This window comes from Burkholderia cepacia, assembly GCF_001039005.1.
Taxonomy (GTDB): domain Bacteria; phylum Pseudomonadota; class Gammaproteobacteria; order Burkholderiales; family Burkholderiaceae; genus Burkholderia; species Burkholderia theae.
In genome coordinates this window covers 49,887-74,936 of sequence record NZ_LDWR01000024.1, presented here as the reverse complement: position 1 = coordinate 74,936, position 25,050 = coordinate 49,887, and the positions used below count along the sequence as shown (strand labels likewise).

Below are 25,050 nucleotides of genomic sequence, written 5' to 3'. Positions count from 1 at the left end.
TGAAGGATGCTGTAGACCTTCGCGCTGGGCGAAAAGCCGTGTCTTTCAAACATTACGGCAATTTTTCCCGGAAATTATCCGCTAGCAAGAGAGCCGCGCGAAAAGGAATCGAACTGAGGCATGGGGCGCGATCGGTGCCGATTACCGCGGCCCTCAATGCTGACGCATTCCTTGTTGACACCGGGGCACGGCAAAGATACGATCAATACCCGGATTCCCGATTCCCGGAAATCGAAAAACGGGAAAATGAACTTGCTTCGATCGGCGCGACGATGGAGAAAGACTGTTTTGACCAGAAAGAAGGCCAAAACAGTTATGGGAATCACGGTGGCCGAGTTGCGCCGGAACGAATTGAGCGAAGAGTACGAGGTAAGGGTTTTCCTCGGACCGTTGAGAAGCTGGCAGATCTGCCTGCTAACGACATCGGGGAAGGTGGTAGATGTAGAGACAAAGCGCGCCACACCTAAATCATGGCGGCATTTTGAAGACGCCGTCGATTTTGTGCGGGAACATTGCGTTCCTTCAGCGCCTATTGTTGTCGAGATAAACGGACTTGTTTTAAGGCAGAGCCAGAAGTAAAACGGCCGAGAAGGGTGCGCCAACACCCTTCTCGGCCTGACCACAAGCAAATAGCTGGGAAAGCTGAGAGAGACCACTCGTGGCTACAGATATTGTACGTCAATCCTTCGGGCTTGACGCATTTGATATGCCCCCATTTTATGTGACGTTGTTACGCACTGTAACGCGTCGCGATGCGCCACGTGCGGACGGGGCATTCCTCCACATTTTGCCCTCAATCGCCGCGAACAAAGCCGTGCTTGGCCGCGCGCGCCCGGTCTCTCGTTTCCATTCGGAAGCAAATCGCTCTTTCGAGTTTTCGCCCTCTCGGTATGAGCGTCTTTCGCTCGTATCCCGCCTGCTACTGCAATCTCTCAGTGCCCTCGGAGCAGGTGGTCTCGTAGCGTATCGGGTCGACCAGGTACGCTACTCTTTTTATTCCATGCGTCAGCGCACACCGTGTGCGTTGCGCATCTTTCACGTGGCAGTTGCTGCCACGATCGCCCTGTTCGCGGCTTCGCCCGCGGCCGCTGACATCTGCAAGGGCAATATATTCAACGAGGCGGCGGCCCTCTATCAGCTCGATCCCGACCTCCTGCGTGCCATCACCTGGGTCGAATCGCATGGCGTGGCAAGCGCCGTCGGACCGCGTTTGCCCGATGGTCACCGCGCTTGGGGCGCGGCGCAGATAAACGACGTTCATCTTCCTGAACTCGTCAGCTACGGCGTCACCCAGCGCGACCTGCTGAATCCTTGCGTCAACCTCAAGCTCAGCGCGTGGGTGCTCGCCAACTGCATTCAGGCCAAGGGTGCGACCTGGGCCGCTGTCGGTTGTTACAACACCGGGCCGGTGTCCACGAACACCGCAGCGCAAGCGCGCTACGTTCGACTGGTGCAGCGTGCCTATGCTGGCTACCGCGCGCAATCGGCGCTCGGCGCAACCGAAGGAGGTTCGCGATGATGCGCCTTGTCCCTCTTCTTCTGGCCGTTGTCGCCACGTTTGCGCAAACCAGCTTCGCGTCTTCCCGCCTTTCGAACTACGACATCACGCAGATCGGTGAGCCCGGCTCCGGCCGCTACGTGTTCTGTTCGGCAGACACCTGCCCTGAGCCCACGATCAAGCACCTGGCGACGTCGGTGCCGGTTGCTCCAGACGATTTTCCGCTTCCCGTTTCCTCGGCCGACGAAAGCCGGCCAATGCGCGCGTCTACCGTTCCGATCGTCAAGCGCCACATCTCCCATCGCACTCATATCCGACATGACCGCCGTGTCGCGAAGGTGTCGAATCGGGCGCTCTGCACGACAGCCGCCCCAGACGCGTCGACGTCCAAGCACCTCGCGGACCGCTAGTCCGCGTAGCTGACCGATTTCATCACTGGACCAAGGAGGACGACAAGTAATAAGGAATGCGTAATAAATAGCTTGATTGTTTGCTTAACCACTCTCCCCTGAATGGTGCCCGTGCCGTTCATTTCGGTACGGGCACAACTCCTGGCCGGCGAGCCGGCTGCTTACCACGTGAGGACTAGATGACCGCCGCTAAATTCAACCAGCTCGAGATGCTCGAAGTCCGAGCCGCGAGCGCCCTCGTTGCGATCGAGGATCGCGTGAAGGAACTGCTGCAGAAACCCGAGGTGCGCGAAACGCTGAACATCATCACAGCCGTGTTGCTTGCGCTCACCTTCATGATGATCGCCCGCTACGCTTTCGGCGCGGACGGTGCCGAGTTCGCGCAAGGTTCCACCACGGTCGAAGGCTGGGCCAAGGGCAATCCCGGCAAGACGTGTGCGCTCGCCGGCGTGTTGTACGGCAGCCTGCGAGCCATGTTCGTGAAGGACTACGGCGCTTTCCTTGTTCCGTCGGGCATCGGCATCGCGGTCGGTGTGATCATCGGGATCATCGACAACAGCTACACCGCGATTATCTAACCGGGGGCGGCGATGTCGGATGATCTCAGTCACTACGTGCCCAGTCGCCTCGACGATCCGGAGAAGTTTCTGTTCTTCCGTAAGGACGTGGCAGCGATCGGGCTTACCGGCACGATCGTTGGTGTTGCAACCAACCACACCCTGCTGGGTCTGGTCGTGGGCATCGCGATTGCAGCTGCCTGGCAGAAATTCAGCTCGGGCCAGCATCCCGGCATGTCCGCGCACGTCATGTACTGGGTGTTGGGGCTGCCGGAGCCAAAGAAGCTGCCGCCGTCCGACCTTCGCGAACTGAACGGGTGAACCGATGACGCCCAACAAAGCCGCCCAATCTCGCGACGCGCTGCAGGCCGAGAACCGATTCCTCAAAAAGATTCTGTTGGGGAACGGAGCGACCACTGTCGCCCTTGCATTCACCTGCGCGTGGCTGATGGTTACGCAGCGCGTCGTCATCATGCCGCCTGCCGTTCGGGGCACCTACGTTATCGGCGCGCGGTACGCGAACGACCAGTATCTCGCCGACCAGGCGACGTATGTCCTGTCCCTGGCCAAGAGCGTCACGCCGAGCACCGTCGACAACAATGTGCGGATTCTCCTTTCCATGGTCGACGACGATCGGCGGGCGGCGCTCAAGACGGAATGGGACGCCGATGCGCTGCAGATCAAGCACGACGGCCTCACGCACGTCTTCGAGCCGATTGGTGTGGGCGAGGTGGATTTCCGCAATAAGGCCGTCAAGGTCACCGGCACATTCTCCACCTACATCTCCGGAAAACGCACGGGCTCCGAGCAAAAGACCTTTGAGGTCTATTTCGGAATCACCCTCTTCGGCCGTCTGGTGTTGCTCGATATCCGAGAAGCCACCCGCGGCAAACAAGGCGTCGAGCCGCTGGTCCCCACGGAGACCCCTGCATCATGAAACTTTCCTTCGATCGACGTTGGTCGACATCGCATCCGGCCGTGACGTCCCGTCTCGTGCTCGGCGCCGCGATGTTCTTGACCGCCGCCAGTGCGTACGCGATTCAGGTCGTCAAGGGCGCGGATCGCCAGGCGCAACAAGTGTCAGTCTCCGCGGCCGAATACAACGTCCTGTCCATGTCAGGAGGCCGCAGTTTTTCGAAGATCGTACCGGCTGTACCGGGCTCGGTCTCCTGGACGCAAGACGGCGGCAAGCTCTGGCTCATGCCAGCGAATCCCACCGCGCTAAACGAGTCGATCACTGTGTTCGTAGTCGACGACGCCGGCACGACATACCGCCTCTTGCTCGTCCCTGGCCCGCGCCCGGCTGAGGATATCCGCATCGAACCGGCTGCCGCACGCTCGACCCAAGCGCTCCATGCATCGGCCTTTCAACGACGCGTGAAACTCATGATGCTGGCGATGGCAGGTGGCCAGGGTGCACCGCAGTTGTCGTACACGTCGGTAGAAACGGTTGTGCCGCTCTGGAAAGAAGCGGTCTTGACCCTCGTGCGTCAATACAGCGACGGTGATTTCGTGGGCGAGACCTACACCCTGTCGAATACCTCCCACAACGACATGGCCATCGACGAGCGCGAACTGTACGCGCCGGGTGTACTGGCCATCGCGATCGAGAACGCAAATCTGTCGGCCGGCGCCAGCACGATCGTCTATGTCGTTCGCCAGCGAGGCGACCATGAGTGACGTCAATCAGGCAACCAAGCGGCGCCAGCGGATCTTGACGTTGGTCGGATTCGGGGTGCTTGCCGCGCTCTTCGCCGTTGGTGTTTTCTTTACTCAGGGTGGGCCAACCACGCATCAGTTCACCACCAAGGTTCCGTTTACCAGCCTGGGTGACCAGAACGATCGCAACACCTGGCGCGCGCGCTCTGAGGCGCAACTCGCCGATCTTACGCGTCAGATTTCGGATTCAAATACGCGCGCAGACGACGCTCTTTCGCAGATGAAAGCCTTGTCGAAGGCTCAGGATGAGCTCGGCAAGCGACTTGATGCGATGAAGAACGCACCAGCCAGTGCGCCGGCACCAGCTTCTGCACCGGCGACCGACCGCGCGCTGCTGGACAAGCCGATCCCCCTCAACGGGGCACAAGCCAAGGCCGGCGCGATCCTGAACCCGCCGTTCGGCAAATCAGGGAGGCCCGGCGCCGTCGATACGGTCGCAGCTCCTCCGAAGCTCGACATCATTCAATTCAATGCACCGAGCGGCAACGCGGCCGACTGTATCGATCCCCGCTACTCGTCGTTGCCCTTGGACCAGGCGACGCGCGCGCAGCAGGACTGTCTGAAGGCCAATGGCAGGAAGAAAGTGAACTTCATCCCAGCGACGTCGTTCGTGCGCGTGTTCATGATGAATGGTGTCGATGCGCCAACGGGCGGCGAAGCTCAGCACGATCCGCTCCCGGTGTTTCTCCAGGTGCTGGACGCGGCCAACCTGCCAAACAGCCGGAAGCTCGACATCACGGAGTGCCGGATCCTGACGCAGGCGTACGGCGATGTCTCCAGCGAGCGCACCCACATGCGTGGCGAGACCCTCGACTGCATCCTGAAGAACGGCCGCACCATCGAAATGCCGATCAAGGGCAATGTCATGGGAGAGGACGGCCATGAAGGCGTGCGCGGCCGTCTGGTCTCCAAAGCCGGATCGGCACTAGCCATGTCCGTGCTCGCGGGAATCTCGTCTGGCATTGGCCAAGCGTTCAGTCAGTCTGCCAACACCGTTAGCTCCACCGCCCTCGGAGCCACTTCCATTATCAACCCGAGCCAGGTCGGTCGCGCAGCGCTGGGCAGCGGCGTCTCTGGCGGTGCCGACACCCTTAAGCAGTACTACATCCGTGCGGCCGAAAAGCTTTTTCCCGTGATCGAGACGGATGGTGGTCGCGTGGTCGAGTTCGCCGTGTCGAAGGGCGCCGATTACGACGGAGCCCTCTCCGATATCAGCAACATCAACGACGGTATCGCCAACGATCGCCGTCCTACCGATGGAGGCTTTTCCGATGATTGAGGAAATGAAGGGCGTGACCGTTGTGGCGTTCGAGGACGCGATGCAACGGTGTGCGGACGAAGCAGGCCGCGAGGCCTCGTTTGCGCAGGATGCTGACGGGAACTATCGCCAACCGGAAATGCGCCGGGCGGTGGCCGGTTGGCTCGGTGCAGCTTCGCTTATCGCGGAGCAAGTGCGCGGATTCTCCGATATCGCTGTAGTTCAATTCCGTGGCGATCCCTCGTTCCAATCGGGCTTCCTGCAGTTCATCGAGCAAGCTGTGGACGTGCTTGGCCTTTCCAGCACCGTGCTGGGCTCGTCACCCGTTGCCGACCGGACGGAAGCGAATGCGGTGACGAGTGCTGCTGCATTCGACGATGCAGCGCTCGATGGGTTCACCCGTGCGTTGAAGGCAAAGATGGCAGTGGCTAGAGTCCAGGGCCGAGCCGGTTGGTGGAGCGCGCAGGTGGAAGATCTGTCGGCGATGCTCCGCGCGCACGTCGACAAAGGCGATGCTCGAGATATCGCGATTCTCGCGATGATGCACTGGTACAAGGACGCGGCCGTTGCGCCTGCGCCCGCGCTTCCCGCAGAGATTGTCGCGGCCGGCGAGCTCACGAAGATCTCAAGCAGTCCGGTCATGGGCGGGCAGCTCGACATCAGGACGTCGGCCGGCCCGATCGGTATTACCGGCTTCCCAAACGAACTCGCGCGCGACTGCAAATCCCTTCTGTGGGAACAGGTCGAGATCGTCATCCGCTCCCCGAATGCCGGATCCGCTGTGCTAGCCATGGCGGGATCTGCGTCGGCCGAAACCGCCTCGCTCGAATGGCTCGCAGCGGGCCGGGCTGCTTTCCAGGCCGGTGTCGACCTGGACACGGTACTGGCGTGGGCCGCTGCCAACGAGATCGAGCATCGCAACGAGAGCGGCAACATCATGGTCCGATGCGCGTCTCTTCTGGCCCGCTCACATCAGCACCGGATTGAGCGAAATGCGATCGCAATTTCCGCTGCCGACGGCAGGGAATGTGAAGCCGGTGCGCACGGTGCGGCCACTGTTGTCTCGGAGCACAAAGCGTGAGCCGGCTGACGAAGGCCCAGCGCGAGCGGCTTCGGCTCAAGTACGACGGACACTGCGCGTACTGCGGAACGCCGCTGCCCGATCGCTGGCACGGCGACCATGTCGACCCTGTTGTGCGCGCCGTCGAGACGAAGCGAGCCTCGGACGGTCAATGGCGGCTCGTGAGCGGCCCACCCAGACATCCGGAGCGCGACGTCGAGTCGAATTACATGCCGTCCTGTCCGCCTTGCAACATCAGCAAGGGGCAGTTGTCGCTCGAGCAGTGGCGGCAGTCGCTCGTTGGGCATGTCGCTTCCCTCAATGCATACCACCCGATCTACCGCCTTGCGAAGTGCTACGGGCTCGTTCGGGAAACTGGTGCCCCCGTCGTCTTCTATTTCGAGCGTGCCCATACCTCGTGCAACAGCGGTACGGCTTCGGCGTCCTCCGGCGGCACCCCGTCCTCACCATGCTCAACGATCCAATGAAACAGGCCAAACTCACTTTCGCCCTTCTTTTGACCACGTGCATCGGATCGGGATGTACCGCCCCGGGCACGTCCACGGTATCGGCACCCGTCGCCGGATCGAGTTCGGCCCCGGTCGCAACTGCGTCCCCCGCAGTCTTGGCAGCGTCGCCTATCAATCCAGCCGATCCTAACCTCGATCCTGGCGTAGCCGCCCTCAAGGCGGCGCTCCATGCGCGCTACCCGTCTACCCAGTTTCGTGAGGTTGCTGCCACGCCGTCGGCCGGCATCTACGAAGTCGTGATGGGCAACAAGGCGGCCTACACCGACGCCACCGGTCGCTACTTCTTGTTCGGCCACCTCTTCGACATGGTGACGCAACAGGATCTCACCGTACCCCTCGAGCAGGCGCTGCAGAAGGTTCGTTTTCCCGCTGATCGGCTGCGGGACGCATTCGTCGAGGTTCACGGCACCGGCCGTCGCAAGCTTGCGATCTTCGACGATCCCGATTGCCCGTACTGCCTCGTCTTGGAGGATGACCTTTCCAAGCTCAAGGACGTGACGATCTACCGCTTCTTGTACCCGCTCGAGTCGATTCACCCGCGGGCGCGAGCACATTCGATTGCGATCTGGTGTGCGGAGGATCGACTCGCCACGTGGCACGCGTGGATGCCTCTCGCGCTTTCACGGTGGATGCGCAATCAAGGTTCATCCGCGACGGGTGGGTCGGACAAGACGCCTGCACCGCCTCGAGTCGAGCCGAAGCTCGTTTCGTGCGCCAACCCGATCGACGCAAACGAAGCACTGGCCGCGAGCCTGGGCATTGCCGGCACACCCGCGCTGGTGAGCGAGGACGGGCGCGTGATGCCGGGCGCAGCCAGCGCTGAGGCAATCGATCAATGGCTCGGAGCAAGGTGATCATGAAAAACAAGGCCATGCTCGCCACATTCACCGCCTTCCTCGGCCTCACCGGCTGCAGCTTCAGCGGATACGACGCGAGTTCAAAGTTTGCCTGCAAGGCACCTGAAGGTGTGCTCTGCAGCAGCATGTCTGGAATCTACGCCAACGCAATGGCGCACAACCTCCCTGACCAGCGTGTGCACACCGGCGCGGGCGCGACGACGAACATCGCACTCGGCACCTATGCCGCTGAACCGAGCTCGCCATCGAGTGCTACGTCCGGAGCGAATGCACTGCCTGCCATCGGCGCCGCCGGCATCCTCCCCAAAGCGCTGGACAGCGGTGCTGCCGTTCATACGGCCGCGAGAGAGATGCGGGTCTGGTTCGCGCCGTGGCAGGACGCCGACTCGGATCTGCACGATCAGGAGTACGTCTATCTGATCGTCGATTCCGGCCACTGGTCGATCGCCCACAACCAGGAGCGTATCCAGGCCGCGTTCCGGCCCGTGCTGCCGCCGACGCCTGCGCCGGACGCCGGTGGCAAGCCAGCGGCCACTGCCACCAACACCGATTCATCGTCGACACAGATGTCGAATGCCGACCGGGTCATGCAGGGGATTCTCACGCCTGCTGGTGCAATCGATCGCGCGGGCGCGTTGCCGGCCGCGACCGATCACTGACCCAGGAGCCATACATGAGCACCCTGCAGACCTGGATCGATGACGCAAAAGAGCTTGCGCGAACAGCCATTACCGAAGCGATTCTCGGCACTGACGATGATCTCGGGCCGCCGTCGCCAGTAGCAGCCGACCAACGGCGTATCGAGACGGTCGGGCTTCATAACCTGCTGCCGTATGACCAGTATGACCCCGCCACCGAGCTGTACTACAACACCGACTCGGTCGGCTTCGTGCTGGTCGTCGCACCGCAGACGGGGGCCGACTCCGAGTTGACTCGCAGCTTGCACGGGATCTATGACTCGTTGCCCGCGGGCTATGGCGTCCAATGGTTGCTTCTCGCCGACCCGATCATCGAGGAGTCGCTCAACGCCTATGTCGACCTGCGACGCCAATACGCCGAATCGGGGGCTGCGCCTTCCTTTTACCTCGAGCAGGCAGAGCGCCGTGCTGCGTCGGTGCGCTCCAAACTCGGCCAGCCGTTGTTTCCTGGCCAGAACTACGCGATCACCGACAAGCGGCTGTTGCTCTCGATCGTGCGAAAGGGGGGCGCGGATGATCTGAAGCTTCGCGAAGAAATCCAGAATCTGCGCGAAGTTGTCGGCGCGACGCTGCGCTCTGCCAGTCTCGCGAGCCGGACCGCCGAGCCGGACGATCTGAAGCGTTTTCTCTGGCCGATCCTCAATCCGGACGCCTTCTTTGGCGACGGGGCCGACACAATCGATCAGACCTACAGCGGCGATAAGCCCATTCGCGACCAGCTAACGGTGTTCGGCCACCACATCCGCGTAAGGGCGAACCAGCTGCTGTTCGGTCTGCCGCCGGAGGAACCGGGCGAGCCGGACTCTCGGATCGCGGTGCGCAGCTTTGGCGTGCATCAGTATCCAAAAAGCAAAGAGCTGTGGGAGATGAACAACATCGTTGGGTCGCTCTTCAACGATGTGCACCAATACCCCTGCCCCTACTTGATTACGTGCGGCGTCCTGATTCTCGACCAAAGCGCGGTCGAAACGCGTGCGGCCCTGCGTGGTGCACGTGCGACACAGAACGCGGAATCGAAGATTGCCAAACTGCAGCCAGAGCTCGCGCTGCAGAACCAGGATTGGAAGGCTGTTTCGATGCAGCTTACGCAGGGCGGTTCGATGTGCGAGCTCTATCACACGCTTACGCTCTTCGCTCCGCGCAAGAAGATGGAGCAGTGCGTCGCGGCCGCGAAAGGCATCTGGCGCGCCGAACGCTTCAAGCTCTTCCCGATGCTGACGCAGCAGCTCACGACGTTCCTGTCGGCCATGCCCATGATGCTCACGAGCGACATGCGCGATGACCTGAAGCGGTTCCGGCTGATCACCACGAAAACCACAGTGAACGCCACCGACATGGCGCCCGTGCTCGGCGAGTGGGCTGGCACCGACGGTCGCGCCAGCCTGCTGTTCTTTGGACGCCGTGGTACGCCCACGCTCGTGGATATCTACTCGAGCAGCACGAACTTTAACGGCTTCGTCGATGGTACGTCTGGGGCTGGCAAGTCGGTGCTGATGAACGACATCATCGGCGCCTTCCGATCGGTTGGCGGGATCATCCGCATATGTGACGTCGGCTACTCGTACGAGAAGCAGATCGACATGGCCGGCGGTCAGTACATCGATTTCAAGCCTGGCTCGCGAATCATCATCAACGCGTTTTCCACGGCCGGTGCCGATGCCGAAAACGGTCTCGACAGCGAGGTGAAGTTCATTCGACCGATTATCGCGCGCATGGTCTCCCCGACCGCGCCGATCACCCCGTTCGAGGGCGCGCTGCTCGACAAAGCGGTCCGGATTGTGTGGGAACGGGAAAAGCAAGGGGGCAACCCGACGTTGGTTCGCGACGCCCTGCTGACTCTGAAGGACCAGAACGATCAGCCCGAACGCGTTGCATACGAGCTCGCCGTGCGGCTTGAACCGTTTTGCATGGGCGGCGTTTACGGCGAGTACGTCAACGGTCACACCAACGTCCGGCTCGATAACGAGGTAGTCGGCCTCGAGCTCGAGCACCTCAATAGCGATCCCCAGCTGCGCACGGTGATCATGCTCGGGCTGACCAACCAGGTCACGAACGAGATGTATCGCTTCGATCGTTCGAGACCGAAGCTGTTCCTTCAAGACGAAGGATGGCAAATCGTAGGAGACGACGAAGAGACTGCTGACTTCATGGAGGAGGGCTACCGCCGTGCACGCAAGTATGAGGGCAGTTTCTTCTTTGCGACACAGGGGATCACAGATGCCGCGATGAACAAAGCCACGCAGGCTGCGTTCGACAACTCGGCGTGGAAGTTCCACCTCAAGCAGAGCGACGACACGCTCAAGAAGATTGAGAAGGGCGACGTCATGGACCTGTCGCCCGGCCTGAAGCGCTTGCTCAAGTCGCTGCACCCGGTGCCCGGTCGCTACAGCGAGTTCATTCTCGTGGACCCCAACGGCGGCACCCACCTGCTGCGGCATATCCCCGATGAATTCACGCTGGCGATGGCAACCACCAAGGGGCCGGACTTCGAATTCATGCAGCGCCTGCGTACCACCGGTTCGCCCACCGAGGACGCGATTCGCGCCCTGATCGAAACCAAACGGAAGTGACTATGCGACACGACCTCGTACTGACAAGCATCGTTTCGGTCTGCGCCTCGTTGGTGCTGGCTTCCCCGCTCGTCTATTTCTGGACGCAACGCGAAAAAGCGGCGCCAGTCGTCGTCGTCGACGTGCAGAAGCTCATCAGCGATGAGCAGGAAACACTGCTGAAGACCTTCAACAACGGCGATCCGGTGCATATGACCGACGACGCGAAGAACAAGGCGACGCAGCATGCCGGCGATTACGCAAAGCGCCTGTCGATCGCGCTGGACCAGCTTGGCACGCAGTGCGGTTGCGTGGTCGTCAACAAGGCCGCGGTGCTCGCCGGCGATGCGCCGGATCTGACCGACCTGATCGCTCGGAGGATCGCCAAGTGATCCCGCCCGTCGCTCCCACTGTGCGGCTATTCTGCTATCGCCGGTTCGTCCGCGCCATGGTGGCGCTGTCGATCGTGGCCGCGATGGCTTGGAGCCTGACGCCCTGGTACGGCCTGTCGTTCAACATGTCGACGAGCCTGCCGGGGACGCTTTACTTCATCCGCAAGGGGCCGTGTCGTCCGCACCTTGGCGACACAATCGCGTTTCGCTGGCATGGCGGCGCTACCTATCCCGCGGGCCTGACGTTCATCAAGCACGTCGTGGGCCTGCCTGGTGATGTCGTATACGTAATCGGCCGGGACGTTTGGGTCAATCAGACCTATATCGGTTACGCCAAGCCCCTCTCGCTCGCGGGTATGGCGCTCTTCCCGACCAGTGCCGGCGTCATCCCGCCGGATCACTACTTTGTGACCACTCCGAACCCGAACAGCCTCGATTCGCGGTACGCGGTCGCCGGCACCGTTCCTCAATCTGCGATCGTTGGGGAGGCCTATGAAGTCTTCTGATCGGCGTGCCGTGCCGCGCCTCGTCATCGCCGCAGCGCTCACGACGGTAGTACTTTGCGCGCGTGCTGACGACCTGGGTGTGGTCGGCCCGACCTACCCCATCGCCGAGCACGATGCGATCGCGATGCTGAAGCACCGTCTGCTCGAGCTGCGAGCAAATGGCGGACTCGCGGCCATTGAGCGTCGCGCCCGGCAGCGGGCGCTGCATGACATCACGTCACTGCCAGCCGTGTCGGGTCTCACCGCCGTCACCGAGTATTCGAGTCGCCTGATCGATCCCACGGTGACGTACGCGAAACCTGTCACCAATGATGAGGGCGCGGTCATCGTGCCCGCCGGCACACGCATCAATCCGCTTGACATCGTCACGCTCCATGAACGCCTGGTGTTCTTTGATGGCCGCGATGCCGCGCAGGTCAAGGCGGTGCAGGCAATGGCGTCTCGCTCCGGCGATGCAGTCAAGCCGATCCTGACCGCGGGATCGTGGTTCGACCTGACGAAGTCGTGGAAGCGACAGGTGTACTTCGACCAGCAAGGACGTCTGACCCAGCGTTTCGGGATCACCCGTGTGCCGGCCGTGATCAGCCAGCAAGGCAACCAGTTGCTGCTCGAGGAAGAGCCGGCGGCTCAACTGCGGTAGCCCAAACCTACGGAGATTCTGTAATGGCCGAACTCATGACCGTGGATATCACCGACGACGCGATCACCGCAGCGGTTATCGCGAACCTTCCGCACTCCAATGGCAAAGCCATCTTGGGGGCATTCAAGACCGAGGCACTGCGTCTCGACTTTCGGTTTGCAAAGCGCTGGTATCGTGCCCCCGCTCCAGATGTCGCAATGCAGGTGCTTGGGCGCGCGGTAGAAGCCGTCGAGAGCGAAGCGATCGGATATCTGCTCGCCAAAGAAATCGTAGACGCGCTCGAGTATGAGCGAGTCTACATGCACATGGGTCCGTCGACCGCTGCCCTCCTGGCAGAAGAGCAACGACGACATGTCACTGCGGCCGGCGACATTCCAACAATCGATAGCTCGGCAGCTACCGAGGTGTCGGGGTCGTTTAGCGGTGCTATTTCCCCGGCACATGCGTCGGTCTTGTTGACGGTCGATGTCGTCGGTGACCAGGTCATCGTTTCGGGCGTTCAACAGTTTGCGACCTTCAACTGGAAGGCGGCCTCGTGGGGCAATGAGGTCAAGCACCTTTCTGTCCAGGCAGAGCGTCGACCGGCCGGCCTTGAGGCCCAGCTCGCATATCGGGTGATCGCGGGAGACATCCACGGATCCGGCAACACGGCGAGTGTCGTTGCAGAGAACCTGAGCGAGACCGACGCACAAGACCTGATTTGGCGCATTCAGGATGGTGTAAAGGTGTCGCTCGGCATTGGCATCGCCCCGGACAACGTGGTTCAGCTTGATGAACCGACTCATGTGGCGGCCGCCGCTGAGCCCCCGCGAACTCCGATGATTGTCGCAGCGCTCAAAGTCGTCGTCGATGCCGTGTCGGAAGGCGTTCGCATATCGTTTTATGTTTGCGTTGTCCTGGCAGCACTCATGGCTGCTGTGGTCCTCCTGCCCATTGCCTACCGCATTGGCCATCACCTCAGCGCACACCTGCTCGACCTCGCATTTGACGTGTATCCGGCGCTTCAGGAGCTGCTGTCATGAGCACGCGCCTTCTGTTTCGACGTTGGCTCGTCTCGCTCGCACTGCTGGTCGCCTGCATCTCTTTCTCGGCGCCGGCCGATGCTGGCCAGTGTGTCGGCCGATTCGCCAATCCGATCACCGATATATGTTGGGAATGCGCGTTTCCGATGGCGATCGGAAGCGTGACCTTCATGAACATGGGCCAGGACGACACCTCGAACCCGGGCGGCTTCCTCTGCTTCTGCAACGGCACGTTCGGCGTGAAGTTCAGCTTCTGGGAGCCGATCCGTCGCGTCGACGTCACGCGCTCGCCCTATTGCTTCGTGTCCCTTGGGGGGATCTCGCTGAATCCCGGCATCCATGCGCCGGAGGGCGAAGTGCGCGAGCAGAAGGACGACACCAAACAGAGCTTCTATCAGGTCCACTGGTACACGGACCCGGTCATGTACTACACCGAGATCCTGCTCGACGATCCATGCATGGAGACCGGCAGTTTCGACGTCGCGTACATGACCGAAGTCGACCCGACATGGAGCGACGACGATCTCACCATGCTCCTCGAGCCGGAAACCTATCTGTTCGGCAGCCCGATCGCCCAGGCTGCTTGCGCCGGCGACTGCGTGCTCTCGAGCCTCGGATTCGGCAGCAACCTCCTGTTCTGGTGCGCAGGCTGCAATGGGTCGATCTACCCGTTCAACGGCCACGTTCAGGCCCATGTGTCGGCCATCCAGGCGTCATCGCTGCTGGTCGAGCGCATGACCGCAAAGCTTCATCGCGAGGGCTTGATGTGGGGCACGACAGGTGACGGCGCCATGTGCGGCTACTACCTGCAGCCCGTGATGGACAAGACCCAATACAAGTACACGATGCTCTACCCGGTCGCGCAAACCGACCAGATCAACGGCCAGTGCTGCCAGCCGTATGGCCGCACATCTGCCCTCTGGGGCGCCGGAAAAATGATCCCGTACACCGGTGAGGACTTCGCCTACGAGATCTTCCGCAAGCGCAACTGCTGCATGGGCGCCAACCTGGGAGATCTCCCGCAATGAATCGGATCATTTCCTGCTTCGCGGCTGTCAGCTCGATCGGCCTTGCAGCTATTCCGGTGTCGGCGCAAACCGTGTCGAACGACGCGCTCGCACATGAGCAGCAGCAGATCAACAGCACGCGCCGTGCCACCTTCGACGCTGCGGCCAGCGGCGCCCAACGGTATCGCGGCGCAATGCCAGCTTCCGGCGCGATCGACGCGGAGATGCGCCGGATCCAAGGCGATCGTGCTCGGCAGATGGATCAGGCATCCGCGAAAGCAGCCCACGACGGCAATGCGTTCCCGAACCTTCCGACGCCGGCGCCAGCCGCGGCCGGTGCGGATCCGCTCGCGGTCGCGAAGCGGTACGAGAGCCGGACGCAGCGGCGGGTCACGGACTCGTTCGTTGCGTTCGCCAGCTTCTCCATGCCTGCAGCGTCGCTGGTGCGCCTGGTAAAGACCATGAACCAGGCTGGCGGGACCGTGGTGTTTCGGGGCTTCAAGGACGACTCTCTCAAGGCGACCGCCGCCGAGATGCAGCGGCTCGGCATCGCCTCGGGTGGCATCGTCGTGAATCCGAAGGCGTTCACGCAGTATCGCGTCGCCCGCGTGCCGGCGTACGTCGTCACACGGGGCGGCGATGCAAACAGTCAGGTCGACAGCAGCGGCTGCGCCCTCCCGGCCTCCTACGTGTCGATAGCCGGCGATGTGACGCCCGCCTACGCCCTTCGTCAGGTCGTTGATCACAGCCCGGCCTATGCGGGTATCGCTGGACGGTACCTGCGATCGCTGGGGGATGCGGAGTGAACACGATGACGTCGACCCTGCGCCGATTCACCCCCCTCGCTATTGCAACGGTCCTCGCTGCGATCGGTGTGCGCGCGGTGGCGGACAGCCCTTCTACCGCGTCCGCGTTTGCCGATGGCCAGTCGTTCGGCCGATCGGGGATGAACACCGCCCACGGGAGTATCGGCGGCGGTGGCTCGAATGTGCCGAACTACACGAACCAGGACGGCCAGCTCACGCCCCTGTATGGCGGCGGTCAAGGCAGTCTCGGGCCGGCTGGCACAGGGAAGGAAGCAGACTGCTCGACTCAGCCAGCCAACCCAAGCGCCTACTGGCGGCAAGAGTGCGACGCCGTCAACTACCTGGCCAAGAAGCCCCAGAATCGTATGCCGATCACCGCGAGCGATCCGATCGTCACGGGCAGCAAGGGCACGATCAACAATCCCGGCACGACGACGAGCTCGCAGGATTGCCACAACGTGACGTCAACAGTGCCGGCGACCTACCGCAAGGAAACCTGCGAGCAGGCAATCGGTACGCAGACCTATACCTGCAACCGCATCAACGATCCGGTCTGCACGGAACCCTACCAGGGCTGTGCGGCCGGCGGTGTCGTCGAGAACAGCTTCAGCGGTGGCTTCGCCTCGCGCCTGGCGTCGAACTCGGCGCTCTGGAACTTCGGCGCCGACACCGGCTATCACGACAACTCGGGCTACACCGGATTCACCGTGTACGGCTCGATGAGCTTCAGCGTGCAGAACCTCGGGCAGGTTGGCACCGCGGTCATCAGCCAGATCACGGCGGGCAACACGTTGCGAAGCGTGGACGTCAATGGTGTCACCGTTTATACCGACGCGCCGGATGGCGGCCGTGTGCTGCAGTGTGGGAAGGCACTCTTGCCCGCGACCGATCCCAATGATCCTGGTCAGCCGTCGACCGGCAATCTGGCCGCACCGGTCAAAGGTGCCTTATTCAACAATGGAACGCTCTACAACGGCGTTCGTAGCGTGTGCTCCGACAGGACGGCGTTCATGGCTGACGGAGGCCTGACCGAGTACCGGCCGTTCTTCCGGTTTGGTAACGAATACGAAGGTAACCCGTCGACCATCTCCCCCAACACCGACATCCGTCCATATCTGCATGAGGGTGTCAATACCGTCGAGATTCAAGCGGCAATCGGCGGGTATGGCTTCGATGGCGGGGGGCAGACCCGCGTCCAACTGACGATGAACCAGATTTGCACGGCAGTTTGTACGCCGAACTGGATCGACCAGTGCAGCTCCTTTGAACAGCGGGCCGCGCAATGACGAATCGTATCCACACGTTCGTCGGGCGCGCAGTCGACTTCGTCGGAATGGCGGTGACGGCCACGTTGCTCGCCGCGCCTGTAGCGCATGCGGCGCCCACCTGCCAGCGGACCGGATCGACCTGTGTCGAGCCGGCAGGTACTCGCGTCATCAACGGCATTCCGCTCTACCAGGATTGCTGGAACTACCAAGATACCTACGAATGCCAGGCCGCTTCCGCGGTCAATGACTGCACCCCTCTGCAGCAGCAAGGTTGCGGCCTGGTCGGGCAGCAGTGCGTGTCGTACAACGATGCGTCGCCAGGCACTTGCGACACGATGCAATACACCTACCAGTGCCTCGATACCGCCGCGCACACGACCACAGTCACCCAATGCACCAACACGATGTGCGCGCCGGGCGCCGGATGCTTCTCAACGAGCAGCGGTGCGGACGGCGCACTCGGCAAGGTCGTTACTGGACTCGAAACCGGGCGTGAAGCGGGCGCCTACGGTGTCGGTGGTGGGACCGTGAACATTTTCAAGGGCTACGACAGCAGCTGCACGATTAAGGTGCTGGGCGGGCTCGAGATCAAGAGCTGCTGCACCAGCAACGCTGGTGGCGCAGCGTACTCGAACAATGCGATCGGCGGCGCTGCGGTCAGCGCCGGACTATCGGTTGCCGGCACGGCGGCAAAGCAGGGTATCGCGTTGGGGTCGAGATATGTCTTCGACCAGCTTTACGAAACGGTCGATAGCACGATCGTCAACTCGGGTCTGCTGCAGATGGGCGCGTGGGCCGACAGGGCTCTGGCGTCCTCCGGAAACTTTGGCGCCTTCGGCTTTCAGTTCTCGTTCTCGCTTTCCAATGGCGTTCAGTTTGTCGATTTCAATCCGTACGTCTTTGCCGCTGAGATCGCCGCGCAGTTGATCCAGATGTGGCTGGCATGTTCGTCCGATGAGCAGGTGCTCAGTCTCAAGCGTGGCCAGAACCTCTGCGTTCAGTACAACCAAGGCTGTTCCAAGCGCGTGCTCGGCGTGTGTGTCGAAGAAAAGAAGAGCTACTGCTGCTTCAACTCGCTGATCGCGAAGCTCGTCAACCAGCAGGGCAAGGCCCAGCTCGGAATCCCGTTCGCGGGTTGCGCCGGCCTCACGGCCGATCAGCTTCAGCAGATCGATTTTTCGAAGATCGACTTTACCGAGTTCGTCAATTCCATTCAGTCCAAGGCCGTCGACCAGGACGCGATTTTGAAGCGGGTCCAGCAAGCGATCGGCGCCAACGGCAAGGGGTCGTCCCAATGAAACGCATTGTCTCCGTCACGTGCGCCGCGGCGCTGTCCGTTTGCGCCCACATGGCCTACGCCGGCAGCTACGACGACTTCAGCGCGGTACTCGTGGACGCGATCGATCACGGATCGGCGTTCGGTGCGCTGCGTGGGCCCGTTGCCAACTCCCTGATCACCAAGCTGCATGCCAACGGCCCGGTGTACGTCACCGCGCGGCCGATTGGCGATCTCCCCCGCCCTGGATGCAGACGCCTGGATGTCCTGTTCGACATCCGCGGTGTGCAGACCGCGGTAGGTGAAACCAGCGGGCGCTTGGACGTGAAGATGAATTACTGCCGCGACCGCGTCCCGCCGATCGGCCTGACGTCGGGCGCAGCAGTGCCTGAGAAGCACGATGCACCGTGAGTTTTTCTGACCAATACGGAGGAATCATCATGCTGAACGAATCCAAATCGACCGCCACCAGAGCATGGCCGAGTTGGCTCACTCCCCTTCTGTCGAGTGTCCCGACCTATTTATGCCGCCTGGTTTACGTCGCAGTCATCGTGCCATGTGCAATGCCGCTGGCACTGATCCTCGTGCTCAATACGGGGTCCCTGACGGCGACGACACAGACTGTCCTCGAGATGGCTGCAGGTAGCGGAACTGACCCTGCGGCGATCACCTTGCAAACCTGCGACGATGACTTCACGAGTTCGGCGCAGGCAAAGCATGTTCCGCATATCTGCACGCACTACAAGAACGCGGACGTCGCAGTCGCTGAGCTCGCACAGCGAGCCGTGCCGGTGGAGCGCGTGCTCTACCTGGCCGTCGTGATCCTTACCTTGGCGGTCAGCTGGTCGACGTGGCAGCCGACGCCCTTCGGGTGGTACCTGCTTGAGCGGAAAGCCAAGGTGGCCGAAGCCACCGAAGCCAACCGCCATGGAGCGGCGCAATGACCATCCAAATCACGATCACGGGCACCGATGCGGCACAGGCTCCGCATCTGCCGAGCCATCTGTTTGCGGGTTCCGGCAGCGACGGTGCGACGTTCCGTGTAACTGCTGGGAGTGCCCCGTCCGAAGACGAGCTGGCTTGGCTTCTCGAGGATCGCATTCCGGACGCCCACCTCGTCCGCTATGACCAAGAGTCTGGCGAAGGGTTCTTTGTCGTCGTTGATGGGGACGCGCCGGAATGTGGATCGGTCATTTCCCTGGGACCCCGCGAAGATTGGGATGCCGACGGCGGTCAGCCCTCTGACGCCATGCACGATGACGGGTCCATTCCGACCATCGAGCAGTATTTTGACGACCTCGATCGACACGACTGGTACTTCACCTTCTCGGACGATAGCCGCGTTTACCGGAATGGCGTCGACGACAACAAGCGCTTGAGCGCGATTGCGACGCGCCTTGGCGGCGACCACGCTGCGCTCTACGAGGCCTTTAACAAGCACTATTTCTCGGGCGGGCCGTGGTCAACCCCGAAATGCGACAAGCCGACTCGCCCCGTCGACGGTGTCCTCCGCCTGCCCCCGGCGCCCGAGCCGATCGATGCTGCACTTGCCCCGCTACCTGCAGCGACCGTCGCTATGTCGGAGCCCCCGGCGTCAACGATGGTAGCCCTTCTGCGTCAAGCTCGCGAGGTGCTGTCACAGGTGGAGTGGGATTTCGATCCGCCTAGGCACGTTCTTCAGCTTTTCGACGACATCGATGCGCTGGTCTCAGATGCGACTCCTCCGACTGTAGAAGCGCTGACCGCCGAACGCATGGTGAACGACGCATCTGCTGGCGATCGCGATCGAGCGGTCTCAGACGTAATGGCTGCAGCGTGTGTATGGCGGGATGCCCACCGTGCGTTGCAGCGTGCGACCTATTCGCCGCGAATCGCAACGGCCGCTATCGGATTCAATCTTCTCGCCGCGTGGCGTCAGCGTCGATCCGTCGCGACCGCGAAGATCGTCGCAGCTCACGTTCAGGCGGCAGCGGAGGATGACCTTCTCAACGCAGTGGATCGGTTGACGCCTGGCGCCGCCATCGACTTTTCGGAGGGCGCCTAGCATGTGTGCAAACACGAATCTCGCGTTCACTGCCTGCTCCGTCGCTCTTTGCATGATGGTGCCGCAATGAAACCGATCGTCAGCGCATTGATGCTGCTACCGGGCGAGTCGACGTTCGATGCCAGTGCGCGAATCGATTCGATTCGCCACGCGCGTCGGCTCAGCCGTGCGGCCGTCGACAAACTGGCCGAACGCGAGCGCCTGACGAATTTCTGGCGCGCGAGTATGCCCGTCTGGCAACCCGAGCTGTGTCGGATCAAGCCTGCGTTTGCGCTCGCACACGTCGCGGCGTTTCGCCCGGGTAGGAACTTCGGCCATCTGAGCCTGCTTCCCGGGCATGTCCCGCCGCACATCGCATACCGCCAACGGCTCGGAGCGAGCCTCGGGCGTCGCGCCACTACGACGAAGCAGCTTGCATTGTTCGAGGTGACTCCATGAGCGAGAACACGAAGATCGAATGGTGCGACCACACGTGGTCGCCGTGGGAAGGGTGCCAGAAAGTGGGCCCGGGTTGCGACCACTGCTATGCGGAGGCGCGAAACGCGCGTTTCGGCGGCGGCACGCCAACGAACTGGGGACCGGGCGCACCGCGTCGACGCACAGCACCGAACTCGTGGAAGTTGCCGCTGCGGTGGGATCGTAAAGCAGGCGAGATGGGGAAGCGCCTGCGGATCTTCCCGAGCCTTTGCGACCCGTTCGACAACGCCGTCGATCCGGCGTGGCGCGTCGACTTCTTCAGGTTGATCGCCAAGACGCCGAATCTTGACTGGCTTCTCCTGACGAAGAGGATTGGCAACGCCCGTGAAATGCTCAACGAAATCGTCCACGAGCTGTCGTGCGACCTCAATACGTGGGACGAGTTTCCATGGCCGGGCATCTGGCTCGGCGCGACGATCGTCAACCGGGCGGAAATGTTGCGAGACGCCGAAAGGCTTCTCGCAGTGCCGTGCCGTGTCCATTTCTGGAGCGTCGAGCCAATGCTCGGCGACCTGGGCAAGATCCCGCCCGAGATGATGCCCGACTGGATCATCTGCGGTGGCGAAAGCGGGCCTGGTGCCCGGCCAACGCATCCAGAGTGGCCGCGTGCGCTGCGCGACCAATGCGCGGATGCCGGTGTGCCCTTCCATTTTAAGCAATGGGGCCAATGGCACACGGACGCCTTTCTGATGAGCACCGGCGAACCCGTGTTTCGTCAGTTCGACTCATTCCAACAATGGGTCAACAAGGCATCGACTTGGGTGAATGGCGGGGTTTGCCTCGATCGAAACGGCAACGTGCTGCGCAATGGCGGCGACTTCATGCGCGCCCGCGATGCGGGCGACTTTCCGGTGACCGTCATGCATCGAACCGGCAAGCGGGCCGCCGGCCGGTTGCTCGACGGCCGCACTCACGACGAATTCCCGGAGGCGCGATGAAATCTGTACTCGATATTCAGGGATCTGGTGACGCACGGTTGATGCTTGACGTTGCACAACCCGTGGCAGCGCTGCGCGATGACTTCAATTTTGATACGAACAGCCTCATTCGTTCGATCATGACGCTGCTTGAGATGGACGCGGCTGGTGCCCTTATGCCCCAGCGCGGCGGGGATCAATACCGCAAGCTGCTATCGGCGGCGGCTGCGCGACTAGCCGCCGTGCCGCCGCATGAGCCGGGTCCGAAACAGCCGAGTCGGCTGGTTGCACAGTCGACAGCCTGTTTCGCGGAGCTCGCAGATCACGAGCGTTCGGACGCTCCCTCATTCCAGTCGCGAGTGCAGGAGTGGATGCTGACCTGCTTCGGAGCGGCGATATCAGCCGATCGCAATGAGCGCAACGATCGCTTCTACGAAGAGGCCGGCGAGCTTGCGCAGGCGCGTGGCATGACGCGCGAGGAAGCGCATGTGCTGGTCGACTACACCTGGTCACGGCCGGTTGGCGAAGCGAGGCAGGAAGTCGGGGGCGTCATGGTCACGCTCGCTGCACTGTGCTCCGCGAACGACTTGGATATGCAGGCGGCCGGTGAAGCCGAGCTCGCGCGCATCAATGTCCCTTCGACGATCGAGAAGATCCGCGCGAAGCAGGCCGCGAAGCCCAAGCACTCGCCGCTCCCGGCCGTGTCTCCGTCGTTTGTGTCGCCGTCGGACGCAACGGACGACCTCGCCCGCGTTTATGCAGCCTTCGGAATCGGCGAGAAGGCGCGCACGATCAACACGCTGCTTGTGAACATCGGTAACGCAACGCGTCGCTCGGATTGCCTCTGGGGTATCGAAAAGCTGTTTCGCTACGAAGTGCCGGCGGACGACTGCCCGGGCGAGACGATCGAGGAATGCGATCTCAAATGGGGGCAAGCGCCCGCTGAGTACGTTGAGACGTTCAAAGCAGCGCTCCCGGCCTTCATTGCACGCCGACCCGAGCTCGCCTTGCAGCAGACGTTGCCGGCCGGTGCTCGGGATGAAGATGCCCATGTCGCGAAGCGGATGTGGGAGACGCTGGTCACCGTCTACGCGACGATCGTCGGAGACGACCGCGTCGATGTCGACGACGGGCTCAACGCTATCCAGCGCCTCGAGCGCGTGGCCCAGGTTCTCCGCTTCGAAGTCGAGCTTCTCCGCGCCCAAGCGGCGGGCCTTATCGAAACCGGCTCCGGAGATACGACGTCGCACCCCATGCATGTGACGGGTGAAGATGCGACGAGCACCGTGCGGGGGCAGTCATGACCGCGCTGCGGGGAATCGCCGCTGCCGTGCCTATCGTGCTCGCCAGCGCGTTGCTGGTGTCGCCCATCGCGAACGCAGAGGGCATGGACTACCCCTCTGCCTGGCACTGCGATGGGCAGCAAAAGTTCAACTGGTACTGCGATGACGATGACAAGGCGGCCGTACCGGTAGCCGCGAGCGCCGGCAAGCCGGCGGATTCCGACGACTTCGACCAGATCAAGTCGGCCGACGAGATGCGCGAGGCGCTGAAGCACCGACTCGATGTCGCCAACATGGATCCGACGCCCCAGCACATCAAGGCGTACATCAAGCTCTGGGAGTACGTCCAGCAAAAGAGCGCTGTCTTCGCTGATCAATGGCGCCGTGTCGTTTGGCAGAACCCGAGCCTCGACTACTCGCTCAAGCGTCCGACGAACAATGTCGCCGTCCATACCTACGACCAGACGCGCGATTCCGACCAGGACGCTCAGCTGCGCGCGCTCGCGCAGAAACACGGCCTGATCTTCTTTTTCCGCTCGGACTGCCCGTATTGCCATGCCATGGCGCCGACCATTCTGCTGCTCGCGAAGCGCTATGGCATCGATGTGCTGCCGGTCTCGCTGGACGGTCGCGGCATAGCTGAGTTCCCCAGCCCGACGCCCGATCACGGGCAGGCATCGGTCTGGGGTGTCCAGCAGGTGCCCGCTCTCTTCATCGCGTCGAGAGAGACCGGTGACCACGCCATGATCGGCTCGGGAACGATGTCCCTCCAAGACATCATCGAGCGCATCTTCGTTCTGACGACCTCGCAGCCTGGGGAGCTCTTCTGATGAAACCGACACGCTGGGTTGCGGCGTTCACCGCTGCAGTGTTCGCCATCGCCCCTATTTATGCGCAGGCGATGTCGATGCAGCAAGTCTTCGACTCGATCAACGCGATGGGCAACGTCTCGAGCCCGCGCGCATTGCAGGGCGAGACCATGGATATGTACAGCGGCGGCAGCGTGTTCATGCGCACGCCACACAAGACCTACCAGCTCGCGAACGTCACGGCGCCGGAATGGGGCGCGGGCTGTGGCGGGATCGACCTGTTCGCCGGCGGGTTCAGCTTCATCAACAAGGAGCAGTTCGTCGCCCTGCTGCGCAACATCGGCTCAAACGCATTGGGCTACGCGTTTAAGCTAGCACTGCAGAACCTTTGCCCGACCTGCGACAACGTTATGCAGTCGCTGCAGACCATCGCGCGCGACGTCAACCGCATGAACATCGATTCGTGCCAGGCCGCCGAGGGCATCGTCAACGCCGTGACGCCGGTTGCATGGAAAAAAGAGCAGGCGAACCTGGCCGACACGCTCGGTCCGTTCACGAACCTGTATTCGGATATGACCGACGCCTGGTCGAATACTGGTAACAGCTCCGCGCAAGCCGCCCAGACGATCAACACGGCCACCGCTTCAGACTCCAACCTCGCAGCCAAGCAGCCGTATGGCAACGTGACGTGGCAGGCGCTGCAGCAGCTACCAGATCTGAGTACCTCGGATCGCGAGTTCTTGATGTCTTTGGTCGGCACGGTCATTTTCCCTGATCCATCCGATTCGGGTGGGACCGAGGTAAATCCTGTCTTCCTGCCCCGCATCGGTAGCCTCACGGTGCAGGAACTGGTCGGCAACGATCCTGCCTCCAACACTGGCAACACGATCCAGGTGTACGTCTGCGACGAAGCGACGAAATGCCTGAATCCTTCCGTGCAGGAGATCGGCTACACCCCCTTCCGCGCGCTCGTTCAACAGAAGCTGCAGGTGATCACTGACGCGATCGCATCGCGTTCGCCGATCCCCAACCCGGACGACACGTTTCGCTTCCTGAGCATGACCGACCTGCCGGTCTACAAGATGATCGCGGTTGGCACGCGCCTGAACAATTCGGCCCTGGCCGATCAGCTGATGAGCACCTACCAATCGCTCATCGCCACCAAGTACGCCGAGGCGTATATCCACGGATCCGCCGAAGACCTCCGGCGTGCGATCGCACGCTACGGCACGGTGAAATCCAGCACGTCGCTGCTTGACCAAGCTACGAAGCTCAACACCAATATCGACACGGTCGAAGCCGAAGCGCGCAGTGTCGTGATGCAAGCGTTTAGTCAGACCTCAAACGCCTGGCAGCTGGTCGAGCAGCTCCAGTCGATCGAGCGTGCCGTGCACGCGAACGTGTCGTCCTCGCTGCGGAACTCATTGGCATTCGGCCAGACGTTGAATGCCGGGGGCACGCAATGAA

At 62.0% G+C, this 25,050-nt stretch carries 29 protein-coding genes; all 29 read left to right on the top strand.

The features are described from left to right. Window positions 1-156: 156 nt before the first annotated feature. The 29 genes from VL15_RS42000 to VL15_RS15020 all read left to right on the top strand — a co-directional run bounded on the left by VL15_RS42000 (window position 157) and on the right by VL15_RS15020 (window position 25,049). Window positions 157-579: a hypothetical protein gene (locus VL15_RS42000; protein WP_155420225.1), complete on the top strand. Its 423-nt coding sequence runs from the start codon at window positions 157-159 to the stop codon at window positions 577-579. Between the two features lie 445 nt (window positions 580-1,024). Continuing rightward, window positions 1,025-1,519: a transglycosylase SLT domain-containing protein gene (locus VL15_RS15150; protein WP_053077651.1), complete on the top strand. Its 495-nt coding sequence runs from the start codon at window positions 1,025-1,027 to the stop codon at window positions 1,517-1,519. After that, window positions 1,516-1,908: a hypothetical protein gene (locus tag VL15_RS15145; protein ID WP_048246435.1), complete on the top strand. Its 393-nt coding sequence runs from the start codon at window positions 1,516-1,518 to the stop codon at window positions 1,906-1,908. The genes VL15_RS15150 and VL15_RS15145 overlap by 4 nt, the downstream gene beginning before the upstream one ends. A gap of 257 nt (window positions 1,909-2,165) precedes the next feature. Then, complete coding sequence (locus VL15_RS15140; RefSeq protein WP_230684457.1) at window positions 2,166-2,486, top strand: hypothetical protein; 321 nt, start codon at window positions 2,166-2,168, stop codon at window positions 2,484-2,486. Between the two features lie 12 nt (window positions 2,487-2,498). Continuing rightward, complete coding sequence (gene traL, locus VL15_RS15135; protein WP_048246433.1) at window positions 2,499-2,786, top strand: type IV conjugative transfer system protein TraL; 288 nt, start codon at window positions 2,499-2,501, stop codon at window positions 2,784-2,786. A gap of 4 nt (window positions 2,787-2,790) precedes the next feature. Continuing rightward, window positions 2,791-3,402 carry a type IV conjugative transfer system protein TraE gene (locus VL15_RS15130; RefSeq protein WP_048246432.1) on the top strand — a complete coding sequence of 204 codons (612 nt, stop codon included), beginning with the start codon at window positions 2,791-2,793 and terminating at the stop codon, window positions 3,400-3,402. Further along, complete coding sequence (locus tag VL15_RS15125) at window positions 3,399-4,145, top strand: type-F conjugative transfer system secretin TraK (RefSeq protein ID WP_048246431.1); 747 nt, start codon at window positions 3,399-3,401, stop codon at window positions 4,143-4,145. The genes VL15_RS15130 and VL15_RS15125 overlap by 4 nt, the downstream gene beginning before the upstream one ends. Then, complete coding sequence (locus VL15_RS15120) at window positions 4,114-5,463, top strand: TraB/VirB10 family protein (protein ID WP_230684456.1); 1,350 nt, start codon at window positions 4,114-4,116, stop codon at window positions 5,461-5,463. The genes VL15_RS15125 and VL15_RS15120 overlap by 32 nt, the downstream gene beginning before the upstream one ends. Continuing rightward, window positions 5,456-6,523, top strand: a complete 1,068-nt coding sequence (locus VL15_RS15115) for a hypothetical protein (RefSeq protein WP_196319590.1) — start codon at window positions 5,456-5,458, stop codon at window positions 6,521-6,523. The genes VL15_RS15120 and VL15_RS15115 overlap by 8 nt, the downstream gene beginning before the upstream one ends. After that, window positions 6,520-6,990 (top strand): HNH endonuclease, encoded by a 471-nt coding sequence (locus VL15_RS40105; protein ID WP_080970836.1) that lies wholly within the window; start codon window positions 6,520-6,522, stop codon window positions 6,988-6,990. The genes VL15_RS15115 and VL15_RS40105 overlap by 4 nt, the downstream gene beginning before the upstream one ends. Then, window positions 6,972-7,886: a DsbC family protein gene (locus VL15_RS15110; RefSeq protein WP_230684455.1), complete on the top strand. Its 915-nt coding sequence runs from the start codon at window positions 6,972-6,974 to the stop codon at window positions 7,884-7,886. Before VL15_RS40105 ends, VL15_RS15110 begins: the two co-directional genes overlap by 19 nt. 2 nt (window positions 7,887-7,888) lie before the next feature. Further along, window positions 7,889-8,548: a type IV conjugative transfer system lipoprotein TraV gene (traV, locus tag VL15_RS15105; RefSeq protein ID WP_048246430.1), complete on the top strand. Its 660-nt coding sequence runs from the start codon at window positions 7,889-7,891 to the stop codon at window positions 8,546-8,548. Between the two features lie 14 nt (window positions 8,549-8,562). Then, window positions 8,563-11,157 carry a type IV secretion system protein TraC gene (gene traC / locus VL15_RS15100; RefSeq protein WP_048246429.1) on the top strand — a complete coding sequence of 865 codons (2,595 nt, stop codon included), beginning with the start codon at window positions 8,563-8,565 and terminating at the stop codon, window positions 11,155-11,157. Between the two features lie 2 nt (window positions 11,158-11,159). After that, window positions 11,160-11,528 carry a TrbI F-type domain-containing protein gene (locus VL15_RS15095; protein ID WP_155420224.1) on the top strand — a complete coding sequence of 123 codons (369 nt, stop codon included), beginning with the start codon at window positions 11,160-11,162 and terminating at the stop codon, window positions 11,526-11,528. Window positions 11,529-11,584: 56 nt separating this feature from the next. Beyond that, window positions 11,585-12,034: a signal peptidase I gene (gene lepB, locus VL15_RS15090; RefSeq protein WP_048246479.1), complete on the top strand. Its 450-nt coding sequence runs from the start codon at window positions 11,585-11,587 to the stop codon at window positions 12,032-12,034. Continuing rightward, the gene (gene traW, locus VL15_RS15085; protein WP_048246427.1) at window positions 12,021-12,674 is read left to right on the top strand and encodes a type-F conjugative transfer system protein TraW; all 654 of its coding nucleotides are present in this window, start codon (window positions 12,021-12,023) and stop codon (window positions 12,672-12,674) included. Before lepB ends, traW begins: the two co-directional genes overlap by 14 nt. 23 nt (window positions 12,675-12,697) lie before the next feature. Then, window positions 12,698-13,696: a hypothetical protein gene (locus VL15_RS15080; protein WP_048246426.1), complete on the top strand. Its 999-nt coding sequence runs from the start codon at window positions 12,698-12,700 to the stop codon at window positions 13,694-13,696. Further along, window positions 13,693-14,724: a conjugal transfer pilus assembly protein TraU gene (gene traU, locus VL15_RS15075; protein WP_048246425.1), complete on the top strand. Its 1,032-nt coding sequence runs from the start codon at window positions 13,693-13,695 to the stop codon at window positions 14,722-14,724. Before VL15_RS15080 ends, traU begins: the two co-directional genes overlap by 4 nt. Continuing rightward, complete coding sequence (trbC, locus tag VL15_RS15070) at window positions 14,721-15,509, top strand: type-F conjugative transfer system pilin assembly protein TrbC (RefSeq protein ID WP_048246424.1); 789 nt, start codon at window positions 14,721-14,723, stop codon at window positions 15,507-15,509. The genes traU and trbC overlap by 4 nt, the downstream gene beginning before the upstream one ends. 5 nt (window positions 15,510-15,514) lie before the next feature. After that, the gene (locus VL15_RS15065; RefSeq protein WP_048246423.1) at window positions 15,515-16,795 is read left to right on the top strand and encodes a hypothetical protein; all 1,281 of its coding nucleotides are present in this window, start codon (window positions 15,515-15,517) and stop codon (window positions 16,793-16,795) included. Then, window positions 16,792-18,075, top strand: a complete 1,284-nt coding sequence (locus VL15_RS15060) for a conjugal transfer protein TraN (protein WP_053077649.1) — start codon at window positions 16,792-16,794, stop codon at window positions 18,073-18,075. Before VL15_RS15065 ends, VL15_RS15060 begins: the two co-directional genes overlap by 4 nt. Next, window positions 18,072-18,464 (top strand): hypothetical protein, encoded by a 393-nt coding sequence (locus VL15_RS15055; RefSeq protein WP_048246422.1) that lies wholly within the window; start codon window positions 18,072-18,074, stop codon window positions 18,462-18,464. The genes VL15_RS15060 and VL15_RS15055 overlap by 4 nt, the downstream gene beginning before the upstream one ends. Before the next feature lie 29 nt (window positions 18,465-18,493). Continuing rightward, window positions 18,494-18,997 (top strand): hypothetical protein, encoded by a 504-nt coding sequence (locus tag VL15_RS15050; RefSeq protein WP_155420223.1) that lies wholly within the window; start codon window positions 18,494-18,496, stop codon window positions 18,995-18,997. Further along, window positions 18,994-20,097: a hypothetical protein gene (locus VL15_RS15045; protein ID WP_048246420.1), complete on the top strand. Its 1,104-nt coding sequence runs from the start codon at window positions 18,994-18,996 to the stop codon at window positions 20,095-20,097. Before VL15_RS15050 ends, VL15_RS15045 begins: the two co-directional genes overlap by 4 nt. Window positions 20,098-20,163: 66 nt before the next feature. After that, window positions 20,164-20,535: a hypothetical protein gene (locus VL15_RS15040; protein WP_048246419.1), complete on the top strand. Its 372-nt coding sequence runs from the start codon at window positions 20,164-20,166 to the stop codon at window positions 20,533-20,535. Beyond that, on the top strand, window positions 20,532-21,512 hold the full coding sequence (locus tag VL15_RS15035; protein ID WP_048246418.1) for a phage Gp37/Gp68 family protein: 981 nt from the start codon (window positions 20,532-20,534) through the stop codon (window positions 21,510-21,512). Before VL15_RS15040 ends, VL15_RS15035 begins: the two co-directional genes overlap by 4 nt. Beyond that, window positions 21,509-22,795 (top strand): hypothetical protein, encoded by a 1,287-nt coding sequence (locus tag VL15_RS43690; RefSeq protein ID WP_063778208.1) that lies wholly within the window; start codon window positions 21,509-21,511, stop codon window positions 22,793-22,795. The genes VL15_RS15035 and VL15_RS43690 overlap by 4 nt, the downstream gene beginning before the upstream one ends. After that, window positions 22,792-23,604, top strand: a complete 813-nt coding sequence (locus VL15_RS15025) for a conjugal transfer protein TraF (protein WP_048246417.1) — start codon at window positions 22,792-22,794, stop codon at window positions 23,602-23,604. The genes VL15_RS43690 and VL15_RS15025 overlap by 4 nt, the downstream gene beginning before the upstream one ends. Next, on the top strand, window positions 23,604-25,049 hold the full coding sequence (locus tag VL15_RS15020; RefSeq protein WP_053077648.1) for a conjugal transfer protein TraH: 1,446 nt from the start codon (window positions 23,604-23,606) through the stop codon (window positions 25,047-25,049). The genes VL15_RS15025 and VL15_RS15020 overlap by 1 nt, the downstream gene beginning before the upstream one ends. Window position 25,050: the final 1 nt, after the last annotated feature.